This window comes from Ekhidna lutea, assembly GCF_900188325.1.
Classification (GTDB): Bacteria; Bacteroidota; Bacteroidia; order Cytophagales; family Cyclobacteriaceae; genus Ekhidna; species Ekhidna lutea.
In genome coordinates, this window is sequence record NZ_FZPD01000005.1 from 321,293 (window position 1) to 345,368 (window position 24,076).

Sequence of the window (24,076 nt, forward strand, 5' to 3'; positions counted from 1 at the left end):
CCGTCACGGAACGGTTTCACTCCATCGTTCCGTCGTTTGGTTTGAGGCCCGCCTTTTCCTTTTTCCTAATAAATTCCTGGAAGCCGTCATATTTTTGGTGGTAGCTGTCGTTCCTGACCTGGTAGCTACGATTTTTTGGTGGTAGCTGTCAATCCCTGGGTGGTAGCTGCAGTTTTTAGTCGGCAGCTGTGACTCATCAGTCCGTAGCTGTGATTAATTATTAGGTAGCTGTGATTTGTATGTCGTAGCTGTCGTTTTTTGATGGTAGTTGTGATATTGTCTGACTTTTTACTTCGATTCTATCCAGCACTTTTTTAAGCAATTCATTAAACACCTCCGGCTTTTCGATCATCGGGTAGTGGCCGGTAGAGTCAATATCAAGCACTTGATAGGAAACGCCTAAGGAGTCCAATCCTTCACGACTGGTAGGAGAGGCGTTGCTATTGATCAGGTAGAGGGGCTGCTCCAGTTGGGAGAGCAGTGTCTGTTCTTTTACACCATAGTCCAGCAGTGCCTTTAAGCTACCAATGGCGCTTTCCGGATTGCTGGAGGCAAAATCTTCCATTACCCGCTTTTTCACAAGACTATCCGTACTGCTATGGAAAAGGGAACCTTCTGCATATGCAGGAGCTATCTCTTTAAAATTTTCTTGCAACATCACCATGAATGCATCAACTTGTTCCTGTACTTCAGGGGTTAATTCAGACCCGACATCTTTGAAGTTATCGACCCCAATCAGGGCGATCACCTTCCTGTTTTTAACAGCCGATTCCAAAATCACATTTCCGCCCATGGAGTGGCCGACTAGCACAACATTTGAAAGTTTAAGTTGATCGATCAAGGCATTCACATCTTCACCATAGCCCTCAATGGTCCATTTCTCTTTATTCATTCCAGACTGACCAAATCCAGGCAGATCCATCGTGATTACCTGATAATCTGATTTCAACGCATCAACCTGGCTATCCCAGTACGTTTGGTTTATGCACCAGCCATGAACGAAGAGAACAGCGATTTCACCATTTCCATAGCTTTTGTAGTCAATTTTTACATCGCCATTATAGATATTGACCGGTTCTACAGGATTCTCAGCTTTATCAGATGGTGATGTGCAGGAGTAAAGCGCAATGACACAGGCTAGCAATGCATGAGAAGGTAAATTATTGATATGCACAGGTGGTTATTCTTTTAAATACGTTTCATTCAGTATTTCATTGATCTCATGGACGACCTTATCCAGGTCTTCGCAGGATTTGTTTAATAGTACCAATAATTCGTTGATTTCCGCTTGAGACTCTGCATCTTTCAGGAGTTCAATAATCCCCATCACATTAGCCAGTGGTGCTCGTAATTCATGTGAGTTTTTGAAAGAAAACATTTGAAACTGTGTGGCCTGGTCAAGTAGTTTTTTTGTGCGTTTATTGACTGCCTTTTCCAGGTTTGCGTTAATAAGTCTTATTTCATAATTAGCAGACTCCAGTTCTTTGGATTGGTTTTCGATCTGTGTGTTTTTTAATGTAAGTTCGTCATTCTTCTTTTCCAGCGATTGAATAAGACTAAGATTTTTACGCTCATATTTTTCATTTTCTCTTTTGAAGAAGATGGTTGCTACAATAAATATCACATAACTTGAGAGAGTCACACTATGGAAGGTGAAATATGATATCGAATCAAAGCCCATCTGAAAGTATCCAATATTTAAATACTGATGGATGGGATCAAAAAATGCGAGTGGAACAAAGCTGCCCATCAACCCAAGAGTAAGGCCGCCTTTTTCTTTGAAATTGAAAACTAAAATTGGAATGATAGAAGTAGTCATGATAAAGAGCCTTGGCATGAAATACATGGGCTCTTCGATTGGTACTTCATTTTCCAGTTTCACCTCTATGGAAGAAACGAAAGGGTAGACGGAACACATCCAGCTTAAGATTATTCTACTCAAAAGGGAAAGGCCTATTTTGTTGAGTAATAAAATCACAGAGAAAGCACCGATATTGCCAAATAAGATAAACTGACTGAAGGTGTTCCAGCCATTGTGTTGATAATGAATCAGGAACAGCAGCCACATGATTACGAACACGATAAAAACGAGTCTGTTGCTGATAATTACATTGCGTGCTTTATCTGCATCAGAAATCTTATCAATTCCGACATTGGATATTTTTTGCCATGTTCTTTTTATAAACTGATTCACTAGCGGTATTAGTAGATCAAATTAAAAATAGTGAATCCATAATGGATTCACTATTTTCATCAGCTTATCTTCGCACCCATGCAGCCCATTCTATTTATTGACCGTGACGGCACCATCATCCAGGAAACGGATGATGAGAAAATTGAGACCATCGAAAAGCTGGACTTTTTACCGGAAGCTCTGTACTACCTGAAGAAAATTAAAGAGGAAACAAACTATAAGTTTGTGATGGTCACTAACCAGGACGGGTTAGGCACGGAAGCATTCCCGGATCATGAGTTTTGGCCGGTGCACAACTTCATAATGCGGTTGCTGGAAACCGAAGGCATTCACTTTGACGCAATTCACATTGATGAGCACTTTGAAAAGGATAATCACCCCAACCGCAAGCCGGGGACAGGCATGCTAACCGAATATATGACTGATGATTACGATCTGGAAAACTCTTATGTAATCGGAGATCGAGCGACGGATGTGCAATTAGCACGAAACCTGGGATGTAAAGCGATCTATCTCAGCTCTGCCTACTCAGACAATGAAACTGAGGCAGAGTTGAAACCGAAAGGTTGGAAGGAGATTTATGAGTATTTGATTGGATAACATTGTCAGTCTGAGCCTGTCGAAGACGACATTACTCAAAACAAAATACTCCTTTGCCATTCCCACACCCTTCGACAAGCTCAGGATGACACCAGCGCTAAAATTTGCAACTTAAACCCTATCCCAAGGGATACCCAACAACATCAACACCAACGAAATGGTGAAGAAGATGGCTTGAAAGCGGAATTTCACTTGTGCATCCTGCGTCTTCTTACTGATGGACCGACCTATCTGAGCTGCTGCCACCGCAAATACCATCAATGCAATGTGTTCCACTGACCAGAAGCGGGAAACATCATCGCCCATGTTGTAGGTAATAAATGGACTATAAATGAAGTATAGAATCAACCCGGTGAGTAGCTGAAGATGCATCATGCCAACAAAAGCAACTGCGACTATCTTGTCAAACTTTTTGTAATCACCACCACCGAAGAGACCGATCAGTGATTTGAGTATTGCAATAACAACTGCAACAAGGATGAGCCATCGAAGGCCGGAGTGAAGGTGAAGTAGGAAATTGTACATGGGTTGAATTTTTTGTCAAATATAGTGGGTGCTGTTAATCTCATTTAGTAAGTCATCCCGAATTTATTTCAGGATCTCTCATTCTGCAATTGTCAGTCTGAGCCTGTCGAAGATGACATTGTTGCAATCAAGCTTTTTACCAACGCTTCACCCACACCCTTCGACGAGCTCAGGGTGACACGCCCAAGTGTAAGTAGTGCTCTCCATTGTCAGTCTGAGCCTGTCGAAGGCGATATTAAAGAAATGTCATCGCTTAACTGACCTTGTTCGCCACCTACTTTTAAAGATCCTTCACTGCGTTCAGGATGACACTCTGATCTAAATTCATCGACGGGGAACTCTTGATCAGCTCAGCTTTATTTTTTGTGCTGTCATTCTGAGGACGAAGCTTCTTTTGAGGTGAAGGAAGTTCCGCAACAAGTAAGGGAATTGTATAGACTATTTGATGTTTTATATTCCCCCTTTGAAGGGCGGTGTGGAGGAAAGAGGGTTGGAGGGGGATGTCTTATGCTCATCGCTTCTAGTCCCATCAGAGGGACACTGAAATAATTTTATCTAAGTGTGGAATATTAATCGAGTAAAATCCAACTGCCGGATTTATTCCGGCATCTTCCATAAACCCAGAGGGGAAGATCCCGGCACAAGGCTGGGAATTAGTTCATCGTCATCAAAGCACTCATCAATTTGATTCCATACCAAAGATTTCCAATGCGCATGTTTTCATCAGCCGCATGCTGGTTGTTGTCGTGATTGGCAATCGGAAGTATGATCGCCGGCTTTTTCAGCTCATCGGTAAAGAGGTAAAGTGGGAGAGAGCCACCTAGGGTTGGCATTAAAATCAGATCATCACCAGCGACATCTTTGGAACGAGCGATCACATCCTGTACAATAGGGATGTCCATCGAAGTTCGGGCTGCCGGATATCCACCTGAGCGTGTCACTTTAGCGATTTTCGGGTATTTCATGCGCGTTTCCTGATCTGGATCTTCTCTTACAATATGAAAGCCTTGCTTCAGGATGTGTGCTTCAACCAGGTCTTTCTGTTTTTCCGGATCACATCCCTTTACCAAACGCATTCCTATTGCAGCTGTGGCAGTGGCTGGCACTACATTACGAGCAAGCTTACCGGTGTTGCCACTGCTAAGGCCCTTGATGGTTAAAGAGGGTCGTAACAACCGCTCATTGTACGATTCTGTACCTTCCGGATTGTTGATGCCCAATTCACGCTTGAGGTCTTCATCAATCGGAGGAATATTCGCTAGTGCCTCCTTTTCCAGATCACTCAACGGCTCCACATCATCATAAAATCCATCGATGATCACATTGCCTTCCTCATCTTTCATACTTGCAATGAGTTCAGACAGTAGCTGTCCAGGCACTGGTGCCCAGTTTCCGTAATGACCGCTATGAAGGGGTCTGTTGGGTCCATAGGTGGTAATCTCCATTCCGGTAACTCCACGCACACCAAAGACAAGCTGTGGCCTTCTGGACTGATGGATGGGGCCATCACAAAACAGCCATAGATCTATTTCATCTACTAAGGCGCGATTGTCATTAAGATATTGCTGCAATTGCCTGGATCCTGCCTCTTCCTGCCCTTCAAAGAAGAACACCAGATTTGAAGTCACCTTGATTTCATTTGACTGAATCATATCCAATGCAGTCAGAATGGTAATGATAGGCGCTTTATCATCACCTGCAGAACGTGCGTAAATCCGATGTTCCTCATTGATCTGATCAAATGAAGTTGGAAACTCCATGCGTTCACCACTTTCGAAAATGGCTTTACTGTAATAGGTCGGCTCCCAGGGATCATTGGTCCAGTTGGTTTTATCTACGGGTTGACCATCGTAGTGCACATAAAAAGCTATTGTTCTTGTTGCACTTTCAACAGGGTAGTATCCATAAACGATAGGAGGGGTGCCCACCATTCTAAGCAGCTTGGTTTCTACTTCTCGTTTCTCTAATTCAGAAATAATATGATTTGCATTCTTATTAATGTTTGGAAGGTCGAATGCCACATTGGGCATGGAAAGTAGTGTTTTGAAATCCTGAAGAATCTGGACACCATTCTCCTGAATATGCTCCTCTGTGAGCTTGTTTATGTCTTGAGCTGTAGTAGAAAAAACGATTAGGATGAAAAATGTAGAAATGAATCGCATGCGTTTTAAATTTGAGTTGTGGCTAAAATTATCAAAATACCTTCTGTATTCGTCTATGAAACAAAGGTGGTAGGTGTTTCCCTAAATAATGCTGATGGATCTTCTCGTCAGGAAATCATCAAGCGAGAGGTCGCAGAAGATGATAAACTTCAGTTAGAAGCTGAACCAACAAACCCGTACGACTCCAATGCGGTACAGGTGCTTTCAAAAAATGGCAATCAGATTGGTTATCTCAACAAAGAGATGGCAGAAACCATCAAGCCTGCTCTGGATAACCAAACAGAGATCCATGTCACCGCCAAATGGGTGAATGGGGAAAAGATGTTGGGAGTAGGGCTAAGGATTGAGTTGGTGAGTTAAACCTAATCTTCTATATAAAACTCAAGGGTAGAGACAACTCGAACTTTTTTCATTACACCGGAATTTTGATCCAGATCGGTAATCGAAAAATACCCCTGATTCGCAGACTTGATTTTCCCAACTTTTGAGCCTGAATCACGTGCAAATTTCTCTGCTGCTTCGCGTGCATTCTTGGTAGCTTCCTCAATCATTTCAGGTTTGATTTCGTTGAGTTTTGTGAAAGAATATTGTACCGGTTGCCAGGTGTTCTTTGAGCTAATAACCAGACCCTGACCAATGATGGTTGGCATCTTGTACATGGCCTCACTCATCTTGTCTATTTTCGTTGTTCGCAAATTAAATTCAGCCTTAGCAATGTAGCGATCCTGGTTGTACGTATTTTGTCCACCGTAAAGCAGCGCACGGTTGTCTTGTATCGTTGGTGCTCCCACCGTCAGTTCATCTTCAGTAAATGCTAGTTCAGTAAAAAATTCCTGAAGAATTTTGGTTTGCTGCTCCAGCGTTTTTTGAAGCTGACCCAATTCATTTCCTGAGACGGTAAGTTGCAATGGCCAGGTGGCAATGTCTGCTTCAACCTTACGCTCTGCCAAACCTTTTACAACAACTGTTCGATCGAGTTTCTTTCCTGCGACATAGGTTTGACCGACAAAGTATCCTGCCAAAACAATAGCCAGTGATAGGATAACAGTAGGGAGGAGGTTTTGCTGTTTCATAAGATACGTTTCTCATGTAAGCTACAAATTTTGCGCTAAAAAATGATTTTTGTGGATACACCGAACCAGATGTGGTGAAATGCCTAAATCAGGTCATTTGAGTAAAAGTAATACCCGTAATAAGCATATTTAAATAGTTGATAAACAGCTTATTAAACTTAATTTTAGTTTTTAGCTAATATTTTTAGTATTTAGTCTTTTTTTAGCTCAGTGCAAGCTTATAGGTATGCAAACATCTCTCCCTTGCCTCCTTGTGATCCACGATAGGATCCGGGTAATGTTCAGTGTTGATTTCCGGAATCCATTTGTTGATATACGTGCGATCCTTATCAAATTTTTCAGTTTGAGAGTATGGGTTAAAAATCCGAAAATAGGGTTGCGCATCCACACCGGTCCCGGCTGCCCACTGCCAGCCTCCGTTGTTGCTGGCTAGTTCATAGTCAAGCAATTTTTCTGCGAAGTAGGCTTCTCCCCATCGCCAGTCAATGAGTAAATGTTTGGTCAAAAAACTGGCAACAATCATCCGCACCCGGTTGTGCATAAATCCTGTTTTATTGAGCTCTCTCATCCCGGCATCAACGATCGGATACCCGGTCTTTCCCTTCATCCATTTCTCAAATTCTTCTTCGTTATTTCGCCACTTTATTGCGTCATATTTTCGATTGAAATTGGCATCTACAACCTTAGGGAAATGCCATAGAATTGCCTGATAAAAATCGCGCCAAATCAGTTCGTTGAGATACTTTTCATTTAGACCTTTTGCTTCCTTCACCAGATGTCGAATACTCACTGTTCCAAAGCGAAGATGAATGCTCATTCTGCTGGTACCTCTGATGGCCGGAACGTCTCGTGTTTCATGGTATTTTGCAACGATATTTTCGTTCAGTTTTCGATCAGGAAATTCAATACCAGCCGGTTCAAATCCTACCTCTTCCAGACTCGGAAAATCAAGTGAATCGGTTTGGTACCAGTTAGATTCTTTCTCTGATTTGTATGCACTCAGATGTCCACCTTCCAGGGTCTTTTTCCAGAGTCTGCTATAAGGTGTATAGACTACATAAGGGTCGCCATTGTCCTTTACAATTTCATCCTTTTCGAAAATGACGTGATCCTTCTTTACTCGAAATTCGATTCCATGATCTACCAATAAATCATGGACTTTTTGATCTCGATCCCGGGCATAGGGCTCATAATCTTTGTTGGCCCAAACTGCTTGAATAGCGTAATCATCCAACAGGTTTTTCCATACTTCTATAGGATCACCAATTCGTATATCCATGGTTCCACCTTGGTGACCAATCTCTCCTTGAAGTCGCACTAGTTCCTGATGAATAAACTCAACCCGTGCGTCTTTCTTCGGCAGGTCTTCCAAAATATTTGAATCAAAAATGAAGATGGGTTGTACCGGATATTCTTCCTGATGTGCGTGGTACAGACTTCTGTTGTCTTCGAGTCGGAGGTCTCTTCTAAACCAGAATATAGTGACTTGTGGTTTGGGCATAATATTTTTATTTAGTTACTCCCCTCCTTGGAGGGGTTGGGTTAAGTTATTCATGTACGATAACCCACCTCTAACTCCTCCCGGGAGGAGAACTGGTTTCTTTAAAGTTGATCAGGTTCTTCGCCATATTTCTAAAGATTGGGCCATGAAAGGGAAGTACGATAAACCAGTATAATCTTCCCCATAATCCTAGTGGACGGAAAGTAGCTGTTTGAATCAAGCGATAACTTTCCTCATGCTTTTTAACACGAAATTCCAGCCAGGCATCTCCGGGGACTTTCATTTCTGCAAAGAGCAGTAATCGTTTTTCTTCCTTATTCGCATAAAGTACCCGCCAGAAGTCCAGGGCATCACCACCTTTCAAATCATTGGGACTCCTTCGTCCACGTCTCAGGCCAACACCACCCACTAATTTGTCAAAGAAACCACGAATTTTCCATAGGAAATTTCCATAATACCAGCCACGATCGCCCCCAATGCTCCAGATGTTTTCAATTACATCATCCACGTTCCCATCTATCGGATAGGTTCGCGAATCAATGAAACACCCATGTTTGGGAGCTTCCAGTTGTAGCAGAAAAGTGTAGTTAAAGTCAGGGTTTGAAAAAGAATCCTTCCAGCTAGAAACCACTTGTTTTTGATTGATTCGAAGAAAGGTTCGTTCCAAAGACTGTTTATAAGTCAGTTTTTCAATGGGAACGACTTCATCAATGCTGTCATCTCGAACAATGACCTCATTTTTCATGCTATCTACCAGGTTTCTGGCCAGCCGATAGGAAGTGGAGGTGACTAAATATAGCCAGAGTGATGAAAGCCTAATCGTCAATACAGGTACAGTCAGAATGTACCGCTTAAGTCCTCGGACTTCTCCAAACTGCAATAGCATTTGCTTGTAAGTGAGAATGTCCTTTCCCCCAATATCGAACGTTCGATTATCGGATTTTTTATTTCCTAAAACACCTTTTAAGTATTCTAAAACATTATAAACCCCGATGGGTTGACACCTGCTATTCAGCCATTTTGGTGCAATCATGACGGGTAGTTTTTCTACCAGATCCCGGATGATCTCAAACGAGGCACCCCCAGATCCGATGATAATGGCTGATCGTAGCACGGTCAACGGCACTTTTGATTCTTTGAGAATTACTTCTACATTTTGCCGTGAAGAAAGATGATCCGAAAGCTCTTCATCATTGGCAATCCCTCCCAGATAAATAATTTGATTTGCCTTGGTTGACGCCAGATAAGAGACAAAGTGCTCGGCGGTTTTAGCTTCAAGTGTGCTGAACTCGTTACTGTTTGATGTCAGCGAATGAATAAGATAATAGGCCGCATCAATGTCTTTGGGGAGGTTTTCAAGGCTTTGACGATCCAGGAAATCACATTCGATGACATGGACAGATTTCAGAAAAGTGTCATCGAAATCTTCAAAATCGAACCTCCGTTTATCCCGAACGGGACAAACGACCTCATGACCAGCTTTCACCAGTTCGGGAAGCAAGCGACGGCCGATATAGCCTGTAGAACCTGTAAGTAGTATTTTCATCTTATGAAATTGATTGGGGTTTGAACAAACCCATATCAGAGGCATGCATTACAACCGTATTTCTACCGATGACTATGTTTGGTTTTTTCATGAAATCATAACCACGAAATCAGATGAAGGTTTAAAATTTAGTTTAATACGGATCTAAGTTCAAGGCGAGCAATTGCTACGATGATGATAATCTCCAGCAAAAAGTAGCTGAGACCTAATAAAGTCAATTGATCAAAGTAGATGATGATTAAAATGAGCGTGGCTAAGCAATACAAGAGATTGGCTATTGCGATGGTTCTAAGCCTGGTTTCAGCATTCATTGGGTTAACAAGGAAGCAGGAGATGGAATACAGAAAAAACAAGCTTGCGATTCCTGCCAATACTTTGAGGATATCCTCTGGCATTCCAATCAACGACTGAAATTCAACCAGCACGTAACCCAACAGAATGGCTGATAGGATTGCGCCGATTGAGTCAATCAGAAATAGTTTTCTTAATGGATTAGCTACTAGCTTGGAGTTGTTCACTTGTTGGCTTTTTTATTTGATTTTCAAAGGAAGCCAAAATTCCGTTAGTCTTCGCCATATAGCTTAATCCACTCGACTTCATCATTGGATTTGAATTTGATCACGAGCGATTTTTGATTGAGTGTAAATGATCCAATGGTGTTTGCTTCTATCAGGTAATAAAGGTGATTATTTTCTTCCCGGTCTGGCTTACCAAGCATACTAATTACCTGTGGTTTTAAAAGGGTTCGTACTGAATCGCTGTAAAGCACCTCCTTATACATGTTGAGACGATGAGGATATTCATCCTCCTTCTTTATTTTCCATTTACTCGATTCAAAAGGGACTTGCTGCTTTATATGGTTTGTATTTGAAGTTTCTTTAGAAGTGTCTTTTGTGCCCCCACATGCATTTAAAAGAATGATTATCAATAATGGTAAAATTGATTTTATTGCTCTTTTTGTATTCACATAAATCATACGTATTGAGTTCAATTAAAAATTGGATAAATAATTGAAACTAGGATCGTAATGCCTAGTGCAGCGGCCAATGCTGAATATACCCATACGTATTTGATAACAAGAGGGATCGCCCATTTACCGAATCGGTGATGGACTTTCCAGGGAATAGTCATTAGAAGTGTAGAAGTGCATATCAAAATCCATCCTAAAAAATTGTAATACCATGATCCTAGCATTTTGGAAGAAAAAACAACCAGGGAAGCTCCGATAGCAATTCTTATTATTTGTTCCAGGTAATGAGCTTTTGCTGTGCTTGCAAAGGTGCTGAAATAACGTGTTGCAGCATCTTTTTTGACGCCTGTAATCACCAATAAAAGGATCAGATATAGACCAAATAATGCAGTTAAAATTCCGGTCAGATATTGCATGGGTTTGAACTCCTCAAATAGTTGATTAATAAGGCTATAGGAAAGTTACATCACCGCACATTCCATCCTTTGCCTTCATAGATTTTAGGCATGACTTTCTCAATCCGTGGGATATGGTCTTCTTAAGATCTGTTAATTTCTTATCCTTTCATAAGACTCGTATGTTGTTTCTTCCGGCCCTTTGATTATCTGAGTGTATGTGCTATCAGTGACATCAATTGCAATTCGGAAGAAATTACCATTATTAGCAATTGCTTGTCTAAATGCCCATGATCCGGACAGCATTGTTTCATATAATGTGTCCCCTTCAATGTTATAGGTTCCATACCCATACCACTCCGTATATTCAGCGGGAGATTCAAACCCCCACATCACACTCCCGTCTACATACATTTTAAATTGAACTCTTTCATCCGTTGAGGTATCGCCTTCATTTGATATGGTCATATAATCGGTCATTCTCCATGCACCGGTAAGTTTATCGCGAAGTTGCTCCTCCATGCCCGTTTGCTGGAGTGCAGGAGATTTCGGTTTACAATTAACAAGAAGACTCAGGAGTATGAATAGATGCGCTGTGTATTTCATTTTGATTAGGTATAAGTTTAATTATAAGTTAATTAAAATATCGCATAAATATTATTTTATAATTGAAAATTTTGACTAATTATCATATTGCATAATATTAGTTACACTATTATTCGATTTAACAGTTATATTGTATTTCTTCATTAACTAAATGCTGGAGCTTATTTGTTATCGTACTTAAGTTATATGCCTTATGTACTTCACTTAGTCACCACAGATTAATCTTTTATGGAAGGTCGTTTGAATAGTTGCTTAAAAAAGACTGGTTAAATGCCAACCTTGGGGTGTATTTAATATAAGTTTGGGAAAATTTTTTTCAACCTAATTTTAGCCATTCATGCATCACCACCATGGGCCCTTAAAGGCCTTCTTCTTATTATCAATTCTATGTGTTACTGCAAGTTTTAATCAAGCTTTTTCTCAAATAGGACGATCACTTTCTGGCGATCTTGCTAAGCAAAAAGTAAAATTTGCTAAGGAAGTTTTTGTTCAAAACGAGAACGTCATAAAAAAAGTAAAATTCGATCGTGAAACACGTTTCGAATCAATTCAAGATTTTAATGCTAGTCTTTCTCTATCAAGCGCAAATGATCTGGCATTTGCAAAAAAAGTTAGAGATAAGATAGGATATGAGCATTTAAAGTATAGTCAAAAATTTAAGGGTTATGAAGTCCTGGGTGGAGAAATGATTTTCCATTGTAAAGACGGGGTAGTTAAAACAGCTACCGGAAAGGTTATTCAAAACTTGCATGTTAACACTGATCCACAATTGTCAGAAAAGCAAGCGTTGGAAATTGCAATGAAAAAAATAGGTGCAGAAACCTATATGTGGCAAAATTTAGAAAACGAAAAGTATTTAAAGCAATTTAGCAATGATCCAAACACAACTTATTTCCCTGAGGGGAAATTGGTAATTAGTCAAAAGGGATACAACGCAAACGCACCTTTCGCTTTAGTCTACCAGTTTGATATTTATGCCGAAGCACCAATCGGAAAATATAACGTGGAGATCGATGCGATTACTGGTGAAATAGTAAACTTCTATAATAAGCTTCATCTGACTGCAAGTACCGGACAAGGAAATACACTTTATGATGGTGCAGTAGATATTGATACCGAGTTGAATGTAGATGAATATTCATTATCAGATTTAACTAGAGGTGATGGAATCCATACTTATAACATGGGTAATGGGACGAATTATGCTTCAGCTACACCATTTATAGATTCAGACGGAGATTTTATTGATGAAAATCAAAGAACCGGAGTGAGTGCCCATTATGGAGCTGCAGCTACCTATGATTACTTTTTTAATTCTTTTGGCAGAAATAGCTATGATAATTCAGGGGCAGCTATCAATTCATTCGTCCACTATAGTTCCAATTATTTTAATGCCTTCTGGGATGGTTCACGAATGACTTATGGCGATGGTGATGGAGTTACAGCTACTGCATTGGTTTCGCTTGATATTGTTGGTCATGAGATTACGCATGCAGTTACTCAGCATAGTGCCAATCTAGTATATGCCTATGAATCCGGTGCATTAAATGAATCATTCAGTGATATTTTCGGTCAGTCAGTGGAATTCGAAACATTTCCTGCTACAGCCAGCTGGAATCTGGCTGATCAGATTTATACGGACGGAATAAGCATGATTCGCTCAATGAGTGACCCAAATTCACAAGGAGATCCTGACACTTACCAAGGTAATAATTGGGAATTTGGAGATTTTGATAATGGTGGCGTTCATATTAATAGTGGTGTGATGAATTACTGGTACTTTCTGCTCGTAGATGGTGGTATCGGAACAAACGACAATGGATACGCCTATGATGTCCCATCGATTGGTCGATCAGCTGCAGAGCAGATTGCTTACCGTAACCTTACAGTATATCTTACTTCAACGTCACAATACGTTGATGCTCGGGTTGGATCAGAGCTAGCAGCAATAGATTTATATGGTGAAAATAGCACAGAGCATTTAGCTGTAATAGAAGCATGGAACGCTGTAGGTGTACCTTCAGCCGATCCTGTTCTAGCAACAACAGACAATATAGATTTTGGACAGGTACCAGTGGGTTTCACAATGGATGTTGAAGTTACTGTTACCAATCAGGGTAATGCTTTGCTAAGTATTAGCTCAATTTCATCAAATGATGCTCAATTTACAACTTCGACAAGTACATTAAATGTTGCTGAATCATCTGCTGAAACATTCGTTGTATCATTTACACCTGAACTGACAGGCAGCCATTCGGCAAGTTTGTTATTAACTAGCAATGGGGGCGACCATACCATTACAATGACTGGTAATGCTGTAGATCCACCCGTAATAGAGGTAAGCCCTGCAAGTATTTCAGAATCATTATTTACAGGAGACTCAATTGGTACAGTAATTACAATTAGTAATACTGGAGATAGTGATTTGATCGGAACAATAAATGTTAACGAAATCACTCCGGCTTATACATATAATTATACTGCTACTAGGAGCCTACCATCAAACGCCTCATCATTTGATTCCTTTAATGAGCCCGAAATGATACAGGCTGTTTCAGGCGAATCAGAGGAGGTTAATATTCTTGTAATTCAGGATTACAGTGCATGGGGGGTATATCTTAATCAATTCATCATCGATAATTTTGGGATAACTCCCACGGTCATTAATTCTGCAAGTCTTTCGTCGACTGACTTGAGCTTGTTCGATGTTGTTTTAACAGCCGGTGATCAGAGTAGCACTTACTATAACGCTATTTCTAATCACAAAACTCAGCTGGAAGAGTTTGCTCAAAATGGAGGGGTAATCGCCTACCTTCTCGCAACGCAAGGAAGCAATGTTGAAATAGTAGGTGACGCCAATGTTGTTTATGGAAATTTGGAGGATACCAATATTGTTATTGATGATACTCATCCAATCACTGAAGGTTTGCCCACTGAACTTCTTGGTAGCTCAGCCAATCACACCCATCTAGAAAATTTGCCGGCTGGAACTCGCTCATTGGTAACAAATGAAATATCACAAGACACTACGTTAGCGGTGTATTCATATGGTAGTGGGACAGTAATTGCAACTGGAATGACAGTTGAGTTTTTATACAATAATGATTACAACTCAGCACCATTATTAGGTGAGATCATCGCATTTAGCATTGATCAGGCTAGCTCACAGTGGGTTTCTTTAGATCATAGTGATTTTAATATTAAAGTTGACTCTACAGCTACCTTGAACTTGTCTATTAATGCGGAAGGTATTTATGGTGGTATTTATGATTTTAATGTTTCATTTGATAGCAATGATCCATCTAATCCTTCCATAGAAATACCTGTGACATTGGATGTTACTGGAATTCCTGATATTAATATTCCAATCGAGTCATTAGATTTTGAGTCTAAGTTTATCGGAGGGACGTATATGGATTCTCTGGAGATTGAAAATCTGGGGACTGATCTGCTAACCATCACTGAAGTCACCAGTGACAACTTAGTATTTTCTGCTTACATGTCGGATGCTGAGATTTCAGCCGAGGAATCAGGATATCTAATTGTAAACTACAGTCCGGATGCTGTTGGTACTCAATCTGGTACGATAACAATTACAAGTAACGACCCTGAAACATCATCAAATACAATTTCAATATCTGGTACAGGTCAGGAACCTCCGGTAATGGTAATATCACCAAGTGAGATCAATTTGGATTTATTTACGGGAGAAACAGCCATAGAAGGTATTCTTTTAGACAACTCAGATGGCGGTGCAGATCTGGAATGGGCAATTGAAATTATAGATTCAGTAAATATTGATGTTGAATTTGAAAAGGAATCATTTGCAGATTGGACCTTAGCTGAAAATCAGGATTGCATTACAGAAAATGTGTGCCTGACAAGGGCAAATTCTCAAGGTTTATTCAACATTGCTGCTGAAACATCTTTCAGCTCAAACTCACCTATTGGAACCGAATGGGCGAGAGGGACTACCGAAAATCCAACTTCGGAGTATATGACTTGGAGGCAAGCGGTTGAATATTGTCCGCCATGCCATTTGAATGAGACATTCTCATTACATCTAATTGATGAGGATATTTATTTTGATGTAGTCTTCCTGAGCTGGGATCAGGGGGACACAGAAGGTGGTGGTTTTTCCTATTTAAGATCCCCTGCCAGTTCTGGGTGGATTACTTTGGAGAAGGAATTCGGAGTGGTCCCAGCCGGACAACTTGATGTAATCCAGGCTTCATTTAATGCATCTGGTCTAAATGCAGGCATATACAATTCTGGGTTGGTATTTACTTCAAATGATCCTGTGAATCATACTGATACGGTTGCTATCAATATGAATGTTACTGGAATTCCGGAAGTTGAGGTATCCAAAACATCTATTGACTTTGGAAATATTTACATAGGATCAGATGTTACGGACTCAATTGTTGTTTCTAATTCAGGAACAGACTCATTGATTGTTACAAATGCATCATTATCAAATACTCTGGATTACTCAATAGACACAACCTCTTTTAAAGTGCCTCCGGGAGAATCAATTGCCATTAAAATCACATACGCTCCGGATACCGCAGAAGAAGACATGGCGACCCTTACTATTGAAAATAATGATTCTGATGAAGGTAGTATTGAGATAGATTTAACAGGAATAGGAGTTGCACCACCGATCATATCTGTAGATCCAATAAGCCTTGAAGAAAGCTTACTTACGGGCGAGACAAGTATACAATCAATTAATATTGAAAACATAGAAGGAGGGAGCACATTGTCATGGACAATTGATTTTAATTACCCGGAAACCCTGACTGTTTTGTATAAAGAAAATGAGCATTTAGTTACATATGAAAGCTCTTCATTTAAATCAAGTGATAATAACACAGGTTTGGCTAAGAAAGGGCCTTTATCAATAGACCAAATCAATTCTCTAGCTGGAAACATCGATATCCTGGCTTGGACAGGTTATACCGATTTTTCACGTGAGTATCCAAATACGCTTAATGCGATTTCTCAGTACTTCACAGACTATACAGTTACAACTACCGATACAGAAGATCCAACTGAATTAGGCACGCTATTGGGAGCATCTGATGTATTCCTTATCCCTGAACAAGAAGGTGGTTACAATGCATATTATGAAAACCTATCAACTTCCTGGTCAGGAGAATTAAATGATTTTGTTTCCAATGGCGGGAAAATAATTCTTTGTGGTTCATCAAGTGGAGCGCATGAGATATTGAACGCCAATGGACTGATGACGATGAGTTTTGTAGAACAGTCTTCACCACTTTTACAAGTAACAGACCAAACTCATCCTATTACGAATGGTTTACCGGAATCAATTGCTGGACAGAATGCCACCATGCTAATGAACCTTATTGATGTATCAGCAAGCTCGCTTGTTAGTTATGAGGATAATATGGTCGTAGCTGTGAAGGAGTTAGGTCGAGGTAGTATCATTTATATTGGATTCGATTTCTATGATTACGATGATAACGCAGCATTGTTAATCTCTAATGCGGTTACCTATGAAGGAAACAGTAGTTGGATTTCGTCTGAACTTTCCTACGGAACAGTCGAAGTTGGGAGTACTCAAAGTGTAAATATTAATTTTAATGCTACTGCACTAGAAGGGGGTACTCATACTGCTGAGTTGCTTATTCAAAGCAATGATCCATCGAATCCAGTTATCGAAGTGCCAATTACTCTTGAAGTTACTGCGGCACCAGATATTTCTGTTTCATCATCTTCATTTGATTTGGGAGAAGTATTTGTAGGGCAAACCAGCCAAATGGAACTTGAGGTTAACAATGAGGGAACTGCTTTATTGCAGGTTGCTAGTGCCGAACTTTCTAATAATGTTGACTTTGGAATTGATATTAGTTCTTTCGACTTGTCTCCGGGTGAAACACAACTAATTACAATTACTTATGATCCTCAGGCTGCTGGCATTCATAATTCGACACTAACTATTACTAGTGATGATCACGATGAACCTACTATTGAAATGAGCTTATCTGGTGAAAGTATCTTGCCACCAGTTATTGGCACCTCTGTGTCTTCAATTGAAGAAGCACTTGAAATAGATCAGACTTCTGTTCATGAACTAACGATTGATAACACATCCGGAGGAAGTGATTTGACATACTCGATTGATGTAATATTTGAAAACACTTCAGTTACTGCGCTAAATACGACTGGAGCATTAGTAAGCAATCCGGGTGTGATTGGAAAAAAAGAGCAAAATATTACAAATACTGAAGATACATATCAATCAAATATTTCTCATCCAAATAGTTTAACCAAATCGAATTTTACCACTGCAGATATTGAGCAAGTATTACTTTCATTGAATGAACGATACCTGGAAGTTACTGACCTCATACCAGACAGGTATAATTTTTACGATGGTGAGTATGGTACTAGTATTAGCGATGGCGGGGGAGATATGTATGATGGTGGGAATTATTTAAGTACTGACCTAGGTGGAAATATTCAATATACTAATGGAGAAATCTTAGAAAGTGCATACTTAAATAATGCGCAATACTTTACCGTTAAATATCCAGGTCTTTTTGCGTTTGTTGGAGATGTTAGTGACATAAATACATTTTCAATTAATGGCAACCTTGGTGCAGATGGCGGTGGTTCTGTAGATGGTTCTGTCCTTTCGATTGAGGTTGGAGGTGTGAATTACCTTGGATTCATAAAGAGGGTTTATAACGCATTTGATCCTTCAGTTAATCATCTAATTATTATTGAAGATAATGGGGTGTCTAATCATGAATTTAGTCTTAATACCAACGATGACTTCCATCAGTTAATAGATATTGGAGAAAATTCAAATCTTTATTATTTACTATTTGCTGGAGAATCAGGCAGATATATCGATGATACGGAAATTGGAAATATAATGTCCTCTTTCTTAGATATCGTCGACGACAGGAATTGGTTGTCAGTTTCTTCTTCTGGAGGGACTATCTCAGCAGGCTCTTCTGAATCTATTGATGTGGCAATCAATGCAAGCGAATTAGTCTCTGGAAATTATGATGCATCCATAAGAGTCCAAAGTAATGACCCTGCTAATGGAGTGATAGATATACCGGTTGCTTTGAATGTGAGTAAAAAATCTCAGTCAATAACATTCGGTACATTGTCTGATAAGTTGTACAGTGAAAGCGAATTCAGCTTAACAGCGTCTGCTTCATCTGGATTAGAAATTGCGTACTCCAGCTCTAATACTGAGATTGCTACAATTTCAGGTAATACAGTACAAATTGTTGGTGTTGGCGAGACAATAATAACCGCTTCACAACCCGGTGATGAAACATATAGTGCAGCTGAAGACGTTCAGCAAACACTGACTATAAGTAAAGGCGAACAATCGATTTCCTTTGATGAACTGGAATTGGCAACTTATGGTGACGAAAGCATATCCCTGAGCGCTTCATCTACATCAGGCTTGGCAGTATCTTACTCCAGTTCGGATGAAAGTGTTGCAATAATTGAGGATGGGATCATTAACATTACAGGCGTTGGCTCTGCCATAATTACAGCATCTCAGGGTGGGGATGAAAATTATGAAGCTGCTGAAAGTATCGAACAAACTCTTGTTGTCAATAAAGGAGTTCAGGATATAGTATTTAGTGAAATTGACAACAAAATATATGGGGATGAACCTTTTGAGCTAATTGCCTCCGGAGGAGGCTCTGGAAATGAAATTATTTTCACTTCATCAAACCCGGATATCGTGTCAATATCTGGAACTGAAGCAATCATTATGAGTGCCGGTGAGGTTTCAATAATTGCTAGTCAGGCCGGAAATGATTTATACCAAGACGCTCAATCCATTGAAAGAATTGTTGTAGTAGAAAAGGCCACTCAAGAATTATCAATGGAGCCAATGAGTGATAAAATTTATGGAGATGATCCTTTTGAATTAGATGCCTGGTCTTCCTCAGGGTTAGACGTTACACTCACAAGTTCTGACACCTCGGTTGCCATGGTTGAGGGCCATATCGTGAATATAGTTGGAGCTGGAAATGCAACAATAACAGCCACTCAGGATGGAAATAACAACTATAAAAGTGCCAAATCGATTAGTGAGCCTTTAGTTGTAAATAAATCAAACCAGCAGATATCATTTGATGCTATTAGTACAAAGTTTTATGGATCGGCTGATTTTGAGCTATCCGTTAGTAGCAGTTCGTCACTGCCGGTCACTTTATCGAGTTCAGATACAAGTGTTGCAAAAATTAATGATGGAGTGGTTTCATTGTTAAATGCAGGTTTAACAATTATAACTGCCGTGCAGGAGGGGGATCAAAACTATAATGCGGCAATCGATGTGCAGCAAGTGTTGCATGTGGAAAGGTCCAACCAGGAAATAACTGTAAATGAGATCCCTGACAAAGTATATGGTGATGAGCCCTTTTCAATAGAAGCAACAGGTGGAGATTCTGGTAATCCGGTTACAATAACGTCTTCAGACACAACCATTATTTCGGTCACGGGTAATTTGGCTACAATTCTTGGAGCAGGCAATGTTATTCTAACATTGCAGCAGTCTGGCAATGCGAACTATGCTGATGCAACAAAAATTGAATCGGTAACAATCTCAAAGGCAGACCAGGAAATATCATTTGAACAGATTCCTGATTATGATTTAAACACATCTAATGATCCTGTTGAATTAAACGCATCCACTTCTAGCGGTTTAGAGGTAAGCTATTCAATTAGCGGACCGGCATCACTTGATGGGACAATGTTAATTATGAATGATGCTGGGATTGTTACGGTAGTAGCTTCACAAAATGGAAACCGGAATTTCAATGCGGCTAGCAATGCCATAGTTTCATTTGAAGTAATTGGAATTGTACTTGGATTAGATGAAGAGGTATCCATTTTGATGTATCCAAATCCTGCAAGTGAGTTTATTTATTTTGAAAACCTGAAGAATCTAAATGGAGTTGAGGCACAGATTCTTTCATTGGATGGAAGAATAATTCAGACATCAGGTATAAACAATCAGAAAATTGATTTAAGTAACCTAAAGACCGGCATCTATATGATTTTACTTAAACAGGATGAGAACATAATCTATAAGAGCCGACTTGTAGTTGAATAGAAGATAAATGATTTGAAACTGAAGTGGTTAATCAAACCTCTTCAGTTTCAAATGCTGACTTGTACTAATTATCGCTCATTCCATCCTTTACCCTCATAGATTTTTGGCATAGCTTTCTCAATTCTTGCAATGCGTGTTTTTGATTGTTTAGCTTCAGAGAAATGGAGGAGATAGCCCCTTTGTCTTCCTGGGGTAAGAGCTTCAAAAGCAGCCTTGAAATCCGAATCTTCTTCAAGTTTGGTCTTCAACTCTTCAGGCATAGGAAACTCGTTTGTCTTCTTCATTTCAACTTTTAGTCCGGCCTTATCCACTTCAATTGCCTCATAGATGTAGGCTTTTAAAGTATCAACTTGATCTACTATTTCCTTCACACTCGTGAACCGAGTCTGTCTGGCAGACTGTACATTTTCTGTTTGTTGAATAAGGATTTTCTCTGAGTCGTTTAGAAGGGCACCCTTGTGAAATAGATAAGCACAGTACTCTTTAAATCCATGAATGAGAACAATATTAGCGCCTTTGAATGTGTAGCACGGACATCCCCATTTCAACTCTTCGGTTAGTTCGCAATCCAGTGCAATTCTTCGAAGCAGGGCGTATTCTTCCTTCCAATGGGTGTCTTTCTCAAAAAACCAATTGACTTTCGGGTTCATAGTTTTTTGCGATTTTTTAGTTCTTACGAACCATTGACTTTCTTGTACATTTCTTCAATATCGATGGGATGGTCATGGAGTACTAAATTTCTCCCAACCCTATTGAGCAGCTCCACTCCGTCCACATATTCTTGATCATTCATCAAAGGAACGTTAATGTTGAGAAAACTATTAAAGCAGATGGCTGTCATGTAGAGTTGCTTTTGAACAGCAGGTAGATCCGGAGTGTCAAAGTGCCATAAAAGGAAATGCTTGTTTCCCAGTGGACCCCAAAATACTTTCTCGTTTTCAATATTCATTTTGATCTCGTTCTTGATGTATTCTAACTCATAGTTCATGTACTGAAAAAGTGATGATTTTTGATTATCAAGATTTGATAAATCATTATTGTTTGGATTTTGAAAACTAAGAGTGAAAAATTGCAAAGTCCATTTTTTATCTACTTGAATAAAGAAGTTATTTTCAGTATCCATTAGTTCAATGTCAGCGGTATCTAAATAAATCACCATCGAGTTAGAGTCATTCGTGAATACTATGTATGCGCCAGTGGCGGTTTCAATGACAGCTCTTTCAAATGATTGTTGACTTAAAGCAATCATTGGTAGCGTTGTAATTATCAGAAAAAGAATCCTTCTCATATGTTTTTTGCTTTTGCTTTTGCTTTTTTTTCTTTCAGCAGTAGTTTCAAATATTCAGTCGGAACTTCCTGGGTGTATTTAATTTGAATTGTCTCCTTTCCGGTTTGGTATCCTTTCTTTTTAAGTTCTTCCCTGCGTTCATCAGATAAGACATCAGCCCCAATTCCGAAAGTGGCATGATTTTTAAAAGCCGCAAACCCAACATGCACTCCTTCAAACTTATAAAAAGGGACATTATAGCTAATACTCTCATTAGGATCAGTGATCGTGTTTAGAATGATATCACGAAGCTCCCTGAGTATTGGATGAGAAACAGGTTCAGTACTAGCAATATATGAATCAACATCTTTATATTTCATGTTAATTTGTGAGCAGTTCTATTCTTGAAATCATTCTTCACTCATTCTTTTTTTCACCAGAGCAATTTGACCCATATGATTGGCTTGATGTTCCATGACATGGTACCATGCCCAATAGTAGTTGTATTCAGCACTACCGGGAGCATTATCACGTAGTTGTAATAACCAATCGTCATCTTTTGTTTTCAGCACCTCTTTCGTTTTAGCTCTGACTTCATCCCATTTATCCATGTAATAGGACATTGGTTTACCTTGCAGTTCTTCTCTGGCTTTATCACCTAAGCGCAGAGCTGTCAGCCACTCTTCATCGTCTACCTCATCTAGCTTTTCATCATAAAATGTAGCCTCCTGATAGTACTTTTCAGTTGCAGCCAAATGTAGAATCAATGCTCCTAGTCGATTAGCCTGATCATCAAGTAGAAAGTCAGTCCCATCCTGATCCAAATCTTTGACTTGTCTCGTTACTCTGGCTTTTAGGTCATCCATCATACTTACTAAAGCACCCATTTGCGGAGTGTAGCCTTCAAGGTTTTTGATGGCATATTGGGCATTTGACTTTGTTCCCACAAGGAGACAAAGTAGGAAAGAGAGTAGAGTGAGCTTTTTCATAGTGATAGGGTTTTGTTAAGGTAATTTTAGAGCGAGTTATTCCTGAGCATTTACATCCTTAATGAACTTAATCAACCCATCAAAGTAAGTCTGCTGGTCGTCATACATAGCCAAATGACTGCCATTTGGACAATGGAGGTATTGTCCGTTTTGAACTGTGTTAGCAATCATTTCCGTGTTCCGGATCCATGGTATCATAGGCTCCTCCGATGGATAAGGTAGGAACTGTGATGTTCGTAAGCTGGTCCGTAATATCCCAGTTTTCGAGCTTTGCACCGCCTTTGATTCCAAATTCACTAGGTCCCTGCATGGTCAGGTAAAGATCATAATTAAGGCTGGCAAACGCCCGGTTGACAGGATTCGGCCACTCGTCCAATGGCATTCTTAGCACATGCTCTGTATAATAATTGTTATACAAAAGCTCAGCATATCGTGGGTTACCATAATCGCCTGCTTCTTCCAGCGCCATGACTTCAGCTAAAACAGCCGAATCCATTTGTGGCCCCAAGACCTCTTCAGCATATTGGTTGTACTCAGGTACTGATGCCATCATATTAGAAATGATCACTCCTTTCAGGTTATCCTGATATTTGAGTGCATACTCCATGGCAAGAATGCCACCCCATGAACTGCCCAATAAATAAAAGTTATCTTTATTTAAGCCCAGCGCTTTTCGGACTTGCTCTACTTCATCTACATATCTGTCGACGGTCCAAAGCGTTGAATCGTTTGGTTGATCGCTATATGCTGATTCTAATTGATCATAGTAGTAGTATTCGATTCCGGCCTTTGGGAGGAACGAATCGAAGCATTCGAAATACTCATGCGTAGCTCCAGGTCCGCCATGAAGTAACAATAGTTTCATATCCTGGTTGTTGCCAACTCGTTTGGTGTAAACCTTAAATTCACCTGCTTTTGTCTGAATAGGGATCATTTTTACCCCTCCGAACAATTCATCGTCCCGATTGGAATAGTCGAGGTAAGAGTTTGTTGGTGACTCGGAAGCATTTTCTGGTTGGCATGCAATCAATGTAATCGTAAATAGGAGATAGGTCAGCTTTTTCATGGTGATAGGTTTTTGTTTAAAGTTAAATTATTTCCTCATTTTTGGTTGATGGAGCAATGGA

At 39.9% G+C, this 24,076-nt stretch carries 20 protein-coding genes; 3 read left to right on the plus strand and 17 right to left on the minus strand.

What is annotated here, in order from left to right:
* Window positions 1-220: 220 nt before the first annotated feature.
* Both CHB71_RS15400 and CHB71_RS15405 read right to left on the minus strand, forming a co-directional pair.
* Window positions 221-1,174 (minus strand): alpha/beta fold hydrolase, encoded by a 954-nt coding sequence (locus tag CHB71_RS15400; protein WP_089357830.1) that lies wholly within the window; start codon window positions 1,172-1,174, stop codon window positions 221-223.
* Window positions 1,175-1,180: 6 nt separating this feature from the next.
* A complete protein-coding gene (locus tag CHB71_RS15405; protein WP_089357831.1) occupies window positions 1,181-2,194 on the minus strand; it encodes a histidine kinase dimerization/phospho-acceptor domain-containing protein in 1,014 nt (337 codons plus the stop codon).
* 78 nt (window positions 2,195-2,272) lie between these two features.
* Between CHB71_RS15405 and hisB the strand changes: the two genes are divergently transcribed.
* A complete protein-coding gene (hisB, locus tag CHB71_RS15410) occupies window positions 2,273-2,794 on the plus strand; it encodes a histidinol-phosphatase (RefSeq protein WP_089357832.1) in 522 nt (173 codons plus the stop codon).
* A gap of 111 nt (window positions 2,795-2,905) precedes the next feature.
* On the opposite strand, the gene CHB71_RS15415 is transcribed toward hisB, so the two are convergent.
* Together CHB71_RS15415 and CHB71_RS15420 are read right to left on the minus strand one after the other, a co-directional pair.
* Window positions 2,906-3,319: a hypothetical protein gene (locus tag CHB71_RS15415; protein ID WP_089357833.1), complete on the minus strand. Its 414-nt coding sequence runs from the start codon at window positions 3,317-3,319 to the stop codon at window positions 2,906-2,908.
* 653 nt (window positions 3,320-3,972) lie between these two features.
* On the minus strand, window positions 3,973-5,481 hold the full coding sequence (locus tag CHB71_RS15420; protein WP_089357834.1) for a M20/M25/M40 family metallo-hydrolase: 1,509 nt from the start codon (window positions 5,479-5,481) through the stop codon (window positions 3,973-3,975).
* Window positions 5,482-5,499: 18 nt separating this feature from the next.
* Between CHB71_RS15420 and CHB71_RS15425 the strand changes: the two genes are divergently transcribed.
* Window positions 5,500-5,841 (plus strand): HIRAN domain-containing protein, encoded by a 342-nt coding sequence (locus CHB71_RS15425; RefSeq protein ID WP_089357835.1) that lies wholly within the window; start codon window positions 5,500-5,502, stop codon window positions 5,839-5,841.
* A 2-nt stretch (window positions 5,842-5,843) separates the two neighbouring features.
* Here the strand turns inward: CHB71_RS15425 and CHB71_RS15430 are convergent, their stop codons facing one another.
* The 7 genes from CHB71_RS15430 to CHB71_RS15460 all read right to left on the minus strand — a co-directional run bounded on the left by CHB71_RS15430 (window position 5,844) and on the right by CHB71_RS15460 (window position 11,572).
* Window positions 5,844-6,554, minus strand: a complete 711-nt coding sequence (locus tag CHB71_RS15430) for an SIMPL domain-containing protein (RefSeq protein WP_089357836.1) — start codon at window positions 6,552-6,554, stop codon at window positions 5,844-5,846.
* A gap of 202 nt (window positions 6,555-6,756) precedes the next feature.
* A complete protein-coding gene (locus tag CHB71_RS15435) occupies window positions 6,757-8,055 on the minus strand; it encodes a cryptochrome/photolyase family protein (protein ID WP_089357837.1) in 1,299 nt (432 codons plus the stop codon).
* A 70-nt stretch (window positions 8,056-8,125) separates the two neighbouring features.
* Entirely contained in the window at window positions 8,126-9,601 is a 1,476-nt protein-coding gene (locus CHB71_RS15440; protein WP_089357838.1) for an SDR family oxidoreductase, read from the minus strand.
* 128 nt (window positions 9,602-9,729) lie between these two features.
* On the minus strand, window positions 9,730-10,119 hold the full coding sequence (locus tag CHB71_RS15445) for a hypothetical protein (RefSeq protein WP_089357839.1): 390 nt from the start codon (window positions 10,117-10,119) through the stop codon (window positions 9,730-9,732).
* Between the two features lie 44 nt (window positions 10,120-10,163).
* On the minus strand, window positions 10,164-10,529 hold the full coding sequence (locus tag CHB71_RS15450) for a hypothetical protein (RefSeq protein ID WP_144017446.1): 366 nt from the start codon (window positions 10,527-10,529) through the stop codon (window positions 10,164-10,166).
* A 59-nt stretch (window positions 10,530-10,588) separates the two neighbouring features.
* The gene (locus CHB71_RS15455; protein WP_089357841.1) at window positions 10,589-10,987 is read right to left on the minus strand and encodes a hypothetical protein; all 399 of its coding nucleotides are present in this window, start codon (window positions 10,985-10,987) and stop codon (window positions 10,589-10,591) included.
* A 132-nt stretch (window positions 10,988-11,119) separates the two neighbouring features.
* A complete protein-coding gene (locus CHB71_RS15460; protein ID WP_144017447.1) occupies window positions 11,120-11,572 on the minus strand; it encodes a hypothetical protein in 453 nt (150 codons plus the stop codon).
* A 337-nt stretch (window positions 11,573-11,909) separates the two neighbouring features.
* Here CHB71_RS15460 and CHB71_RS15465 point away from each other — a divergent pair, with 337 nt between their 5' ends.
* Window positions 11,910-20,693: an Ig-like domain-containing protein gene (locus CHB71_RS15465; RefSeq protein WP_089357843.1), complete on the plus strand. Its 8,784-nt coding sequence runs from the start codon at window positions 11,910-11,912 to the stop codon at window positions 20,691-20,693.
* 68 nt (window positions 20,694-20,761) lie between these two features.
* On the opposite strand, the gene CHB71_RS15470 is transcribed toward CHB71_RS15465, so the two are convergent.
* The 6 genes from CHB71_RS15470 to CHB71_RS15490 are packed head-to-tail and all read right to left on the minus strand — an operon-like array spanning window position 20,762 to window position 24,015.
* Window positions 20,762-21,343, minus strand: a complete 582-nt coding sequence (locus CHB71_RS15470) for a YdeI/OmpD-associated family protein (RefSeq protein ID WP_089357844.1) — start codon at window positions 21,341-21,343, stop codon at window positions 20,762-20,764.
* Between the two features lie 23 nt (window positions 21,344-21,366).
* Window positions 21,367-21,981 (minus strand): hypothetical protein, encoded by a 615-nt coding sequence (locus CHB71_RS15475; RefSeq protein ID WP_144017448.1) that lies wholly within the window; start codon window positions 21,979-21,981, stop codon window positions 21,367-21,369.
* The gene (locus CHB71_RS15480) at window positions 21,978-22,340 is read right to left on the minus strand and encodes an iron chaperone (RefSeq protein WP_089357846.1); all 363 of its coding nucleotides are present in this window, start codon (window positions 22,338-22,340) and stop codon (window positions 21,978-21,980) included. The genes CHB71_RS15475 and CHB71_RS15480 overlap by 4 nt, the downstream gene beginning before the upstream one ends.
* Window positions 22,341-22,370: 30 nt before the next feature.
* Window positions 22,371-22,949, minus strand: a complete 579-nt coding sequence (locus CHB71_RS15485) for a DinB family protein (protein WP_089357847.1) — start codon at window positions 22,947-22,949, stop codon at window positions 22,371-22,373.
* A 36-nt stretch (window positions 22,950-22,985) separates the two neighbouring features.
* Window positions 22,986-23,120, minus strand: coding sequence for a hypothetical protein (locus CHB71_RS19145; RefSeq protein ID WP_317043990.1), 135 nt, complete (start codon window positions 23,118-23,120; stop codon window positions 22,986-22,988).
* The gene (locus tag CHB71_RS15490) at window positions 23,110-24,015 is read right to left on the minus strand and encodes a proline iminopeptidase-family hydrolase (RefSeq protein WP_317043991.1); all 906 of its coding nucleotides are present in this window, start codon (window positions 24,013-24,015) and stop codon (window positions 23,110-23,112) included. Before CHB71_RS15490 ends, CHB71_RS19145 begins: the two co-directional genes overlap by 11 nt.
* Window positions 24,016-24,076 lie beyond the last annotated feature (61 nt).

Excerpts from the sequence above, each read along its gene's own strand:
- CHB71_RS15455 (WP_089357841.1), bottom strand. The coding sequence starts at position 10,987 with ATGCAATATCTGACCGGAATTTTAACTGCATTATTTGGTCTATATCTG.
- CHB71_RS19145 (WP_317043990.1), bottom strand. The coding sequence starts at position 23,120 with ATGATTGCTAACACAGTTCAAAACGGACAATACCTCCATTGTCCAAAT.
- CHB71_RS15465 (WP_089357843.1), top strand. The coding sequence starts at position 11,910 with ATGCATCACCACCATGGGCCCTTAAAGGCCTTCTTCTTATTATCAATT.
- hisB (WP_089357832.1), top strand. The coding sequence starts at position 2,273 with ATGCAGCCCATTCTATTTATTGACCGTGACGGCACCATCATCCAGGAA.
- CHB71_RS15430 (WP_089357836.1), bottom strand. The coding sequence starts at position 6,554 with ATGAAACAGCAAAACCTCCTCCCTACTGTTATCCTATCACTGGCTATT.
- CHB71_RS15420 (WP_089357834.1), bottom strand. The coding sequence starts at position 5,481 with ATGCGATTCATTTCTACATTTTTCATCCTAATCGTTTTTTCTACTACA.
- CHB71_RS15415 (WP_089357833.1), bottom strand. The coding sequence starts at position 3,319 with ATGTACAATTTCCTACTTCACCTTCACTCCGGCCTTCGATGGCTCATC.
- CHB71_RS15490 (WP_317043991.1), bottom strand. The coding sequence starts at position 24,015 with ATGAAAAAGCTGACCTATCTCCTATTTACGATTACATTGATTGCATGC.
- CHB71_RS15460 (WP_144017447.1), bottom strand. The coding sequence starts at position 11,572 with ATGAAATACACAGCGCATCTATTCATACTCCTGAGTCTTCTTGTTAAT.
- CHB71_RS15480 (WP_089357846.1), bottom strand. The coding sequence starts at position 22,340 with ATGAAATATAAAGATGTTGATTCATATATTGCTAGTACTGAACCTGTT.
- CHB71_RS15485 (WP_089357847.1), bottom strand. The coding sequence starts at position 22,949 with ATGAAAAAGCTCACTCTACTCTCTTTCCTACTTTGTCTCCTTGTGGGA.
- CHB71_RS15440 (WP_089357838.1), bottom strand. The coding sequence starts at position 9,601 with ATGAAAATACTACTTACAGGTTCTACAGGCTATATCGGCCGTCGCTTG.
- CHB71_RS15435 (WP_089357837.1), bottom strand. The coding sequence starts at position 8,055 with ATGCCCAAACCACAAGTCACTATATTCTGGTTTAGAAGAGACCTCCGA.
- CHB71_RS15475 (WP_144017448.1), bottom strand. The coding sequence starts at position 21,981 with ATGAGAAGGATTCTTTTTCTGATAATTACAACGCTACCAATGATTGCT.
- CHB71_RS15470 (WP_089357844.1), bottom strand. The coding sequence starts at position 21,343 with ATGAACCCGAAAGTCAATTGGTTTTTTGAGAAAGACACCCATTGGAAG.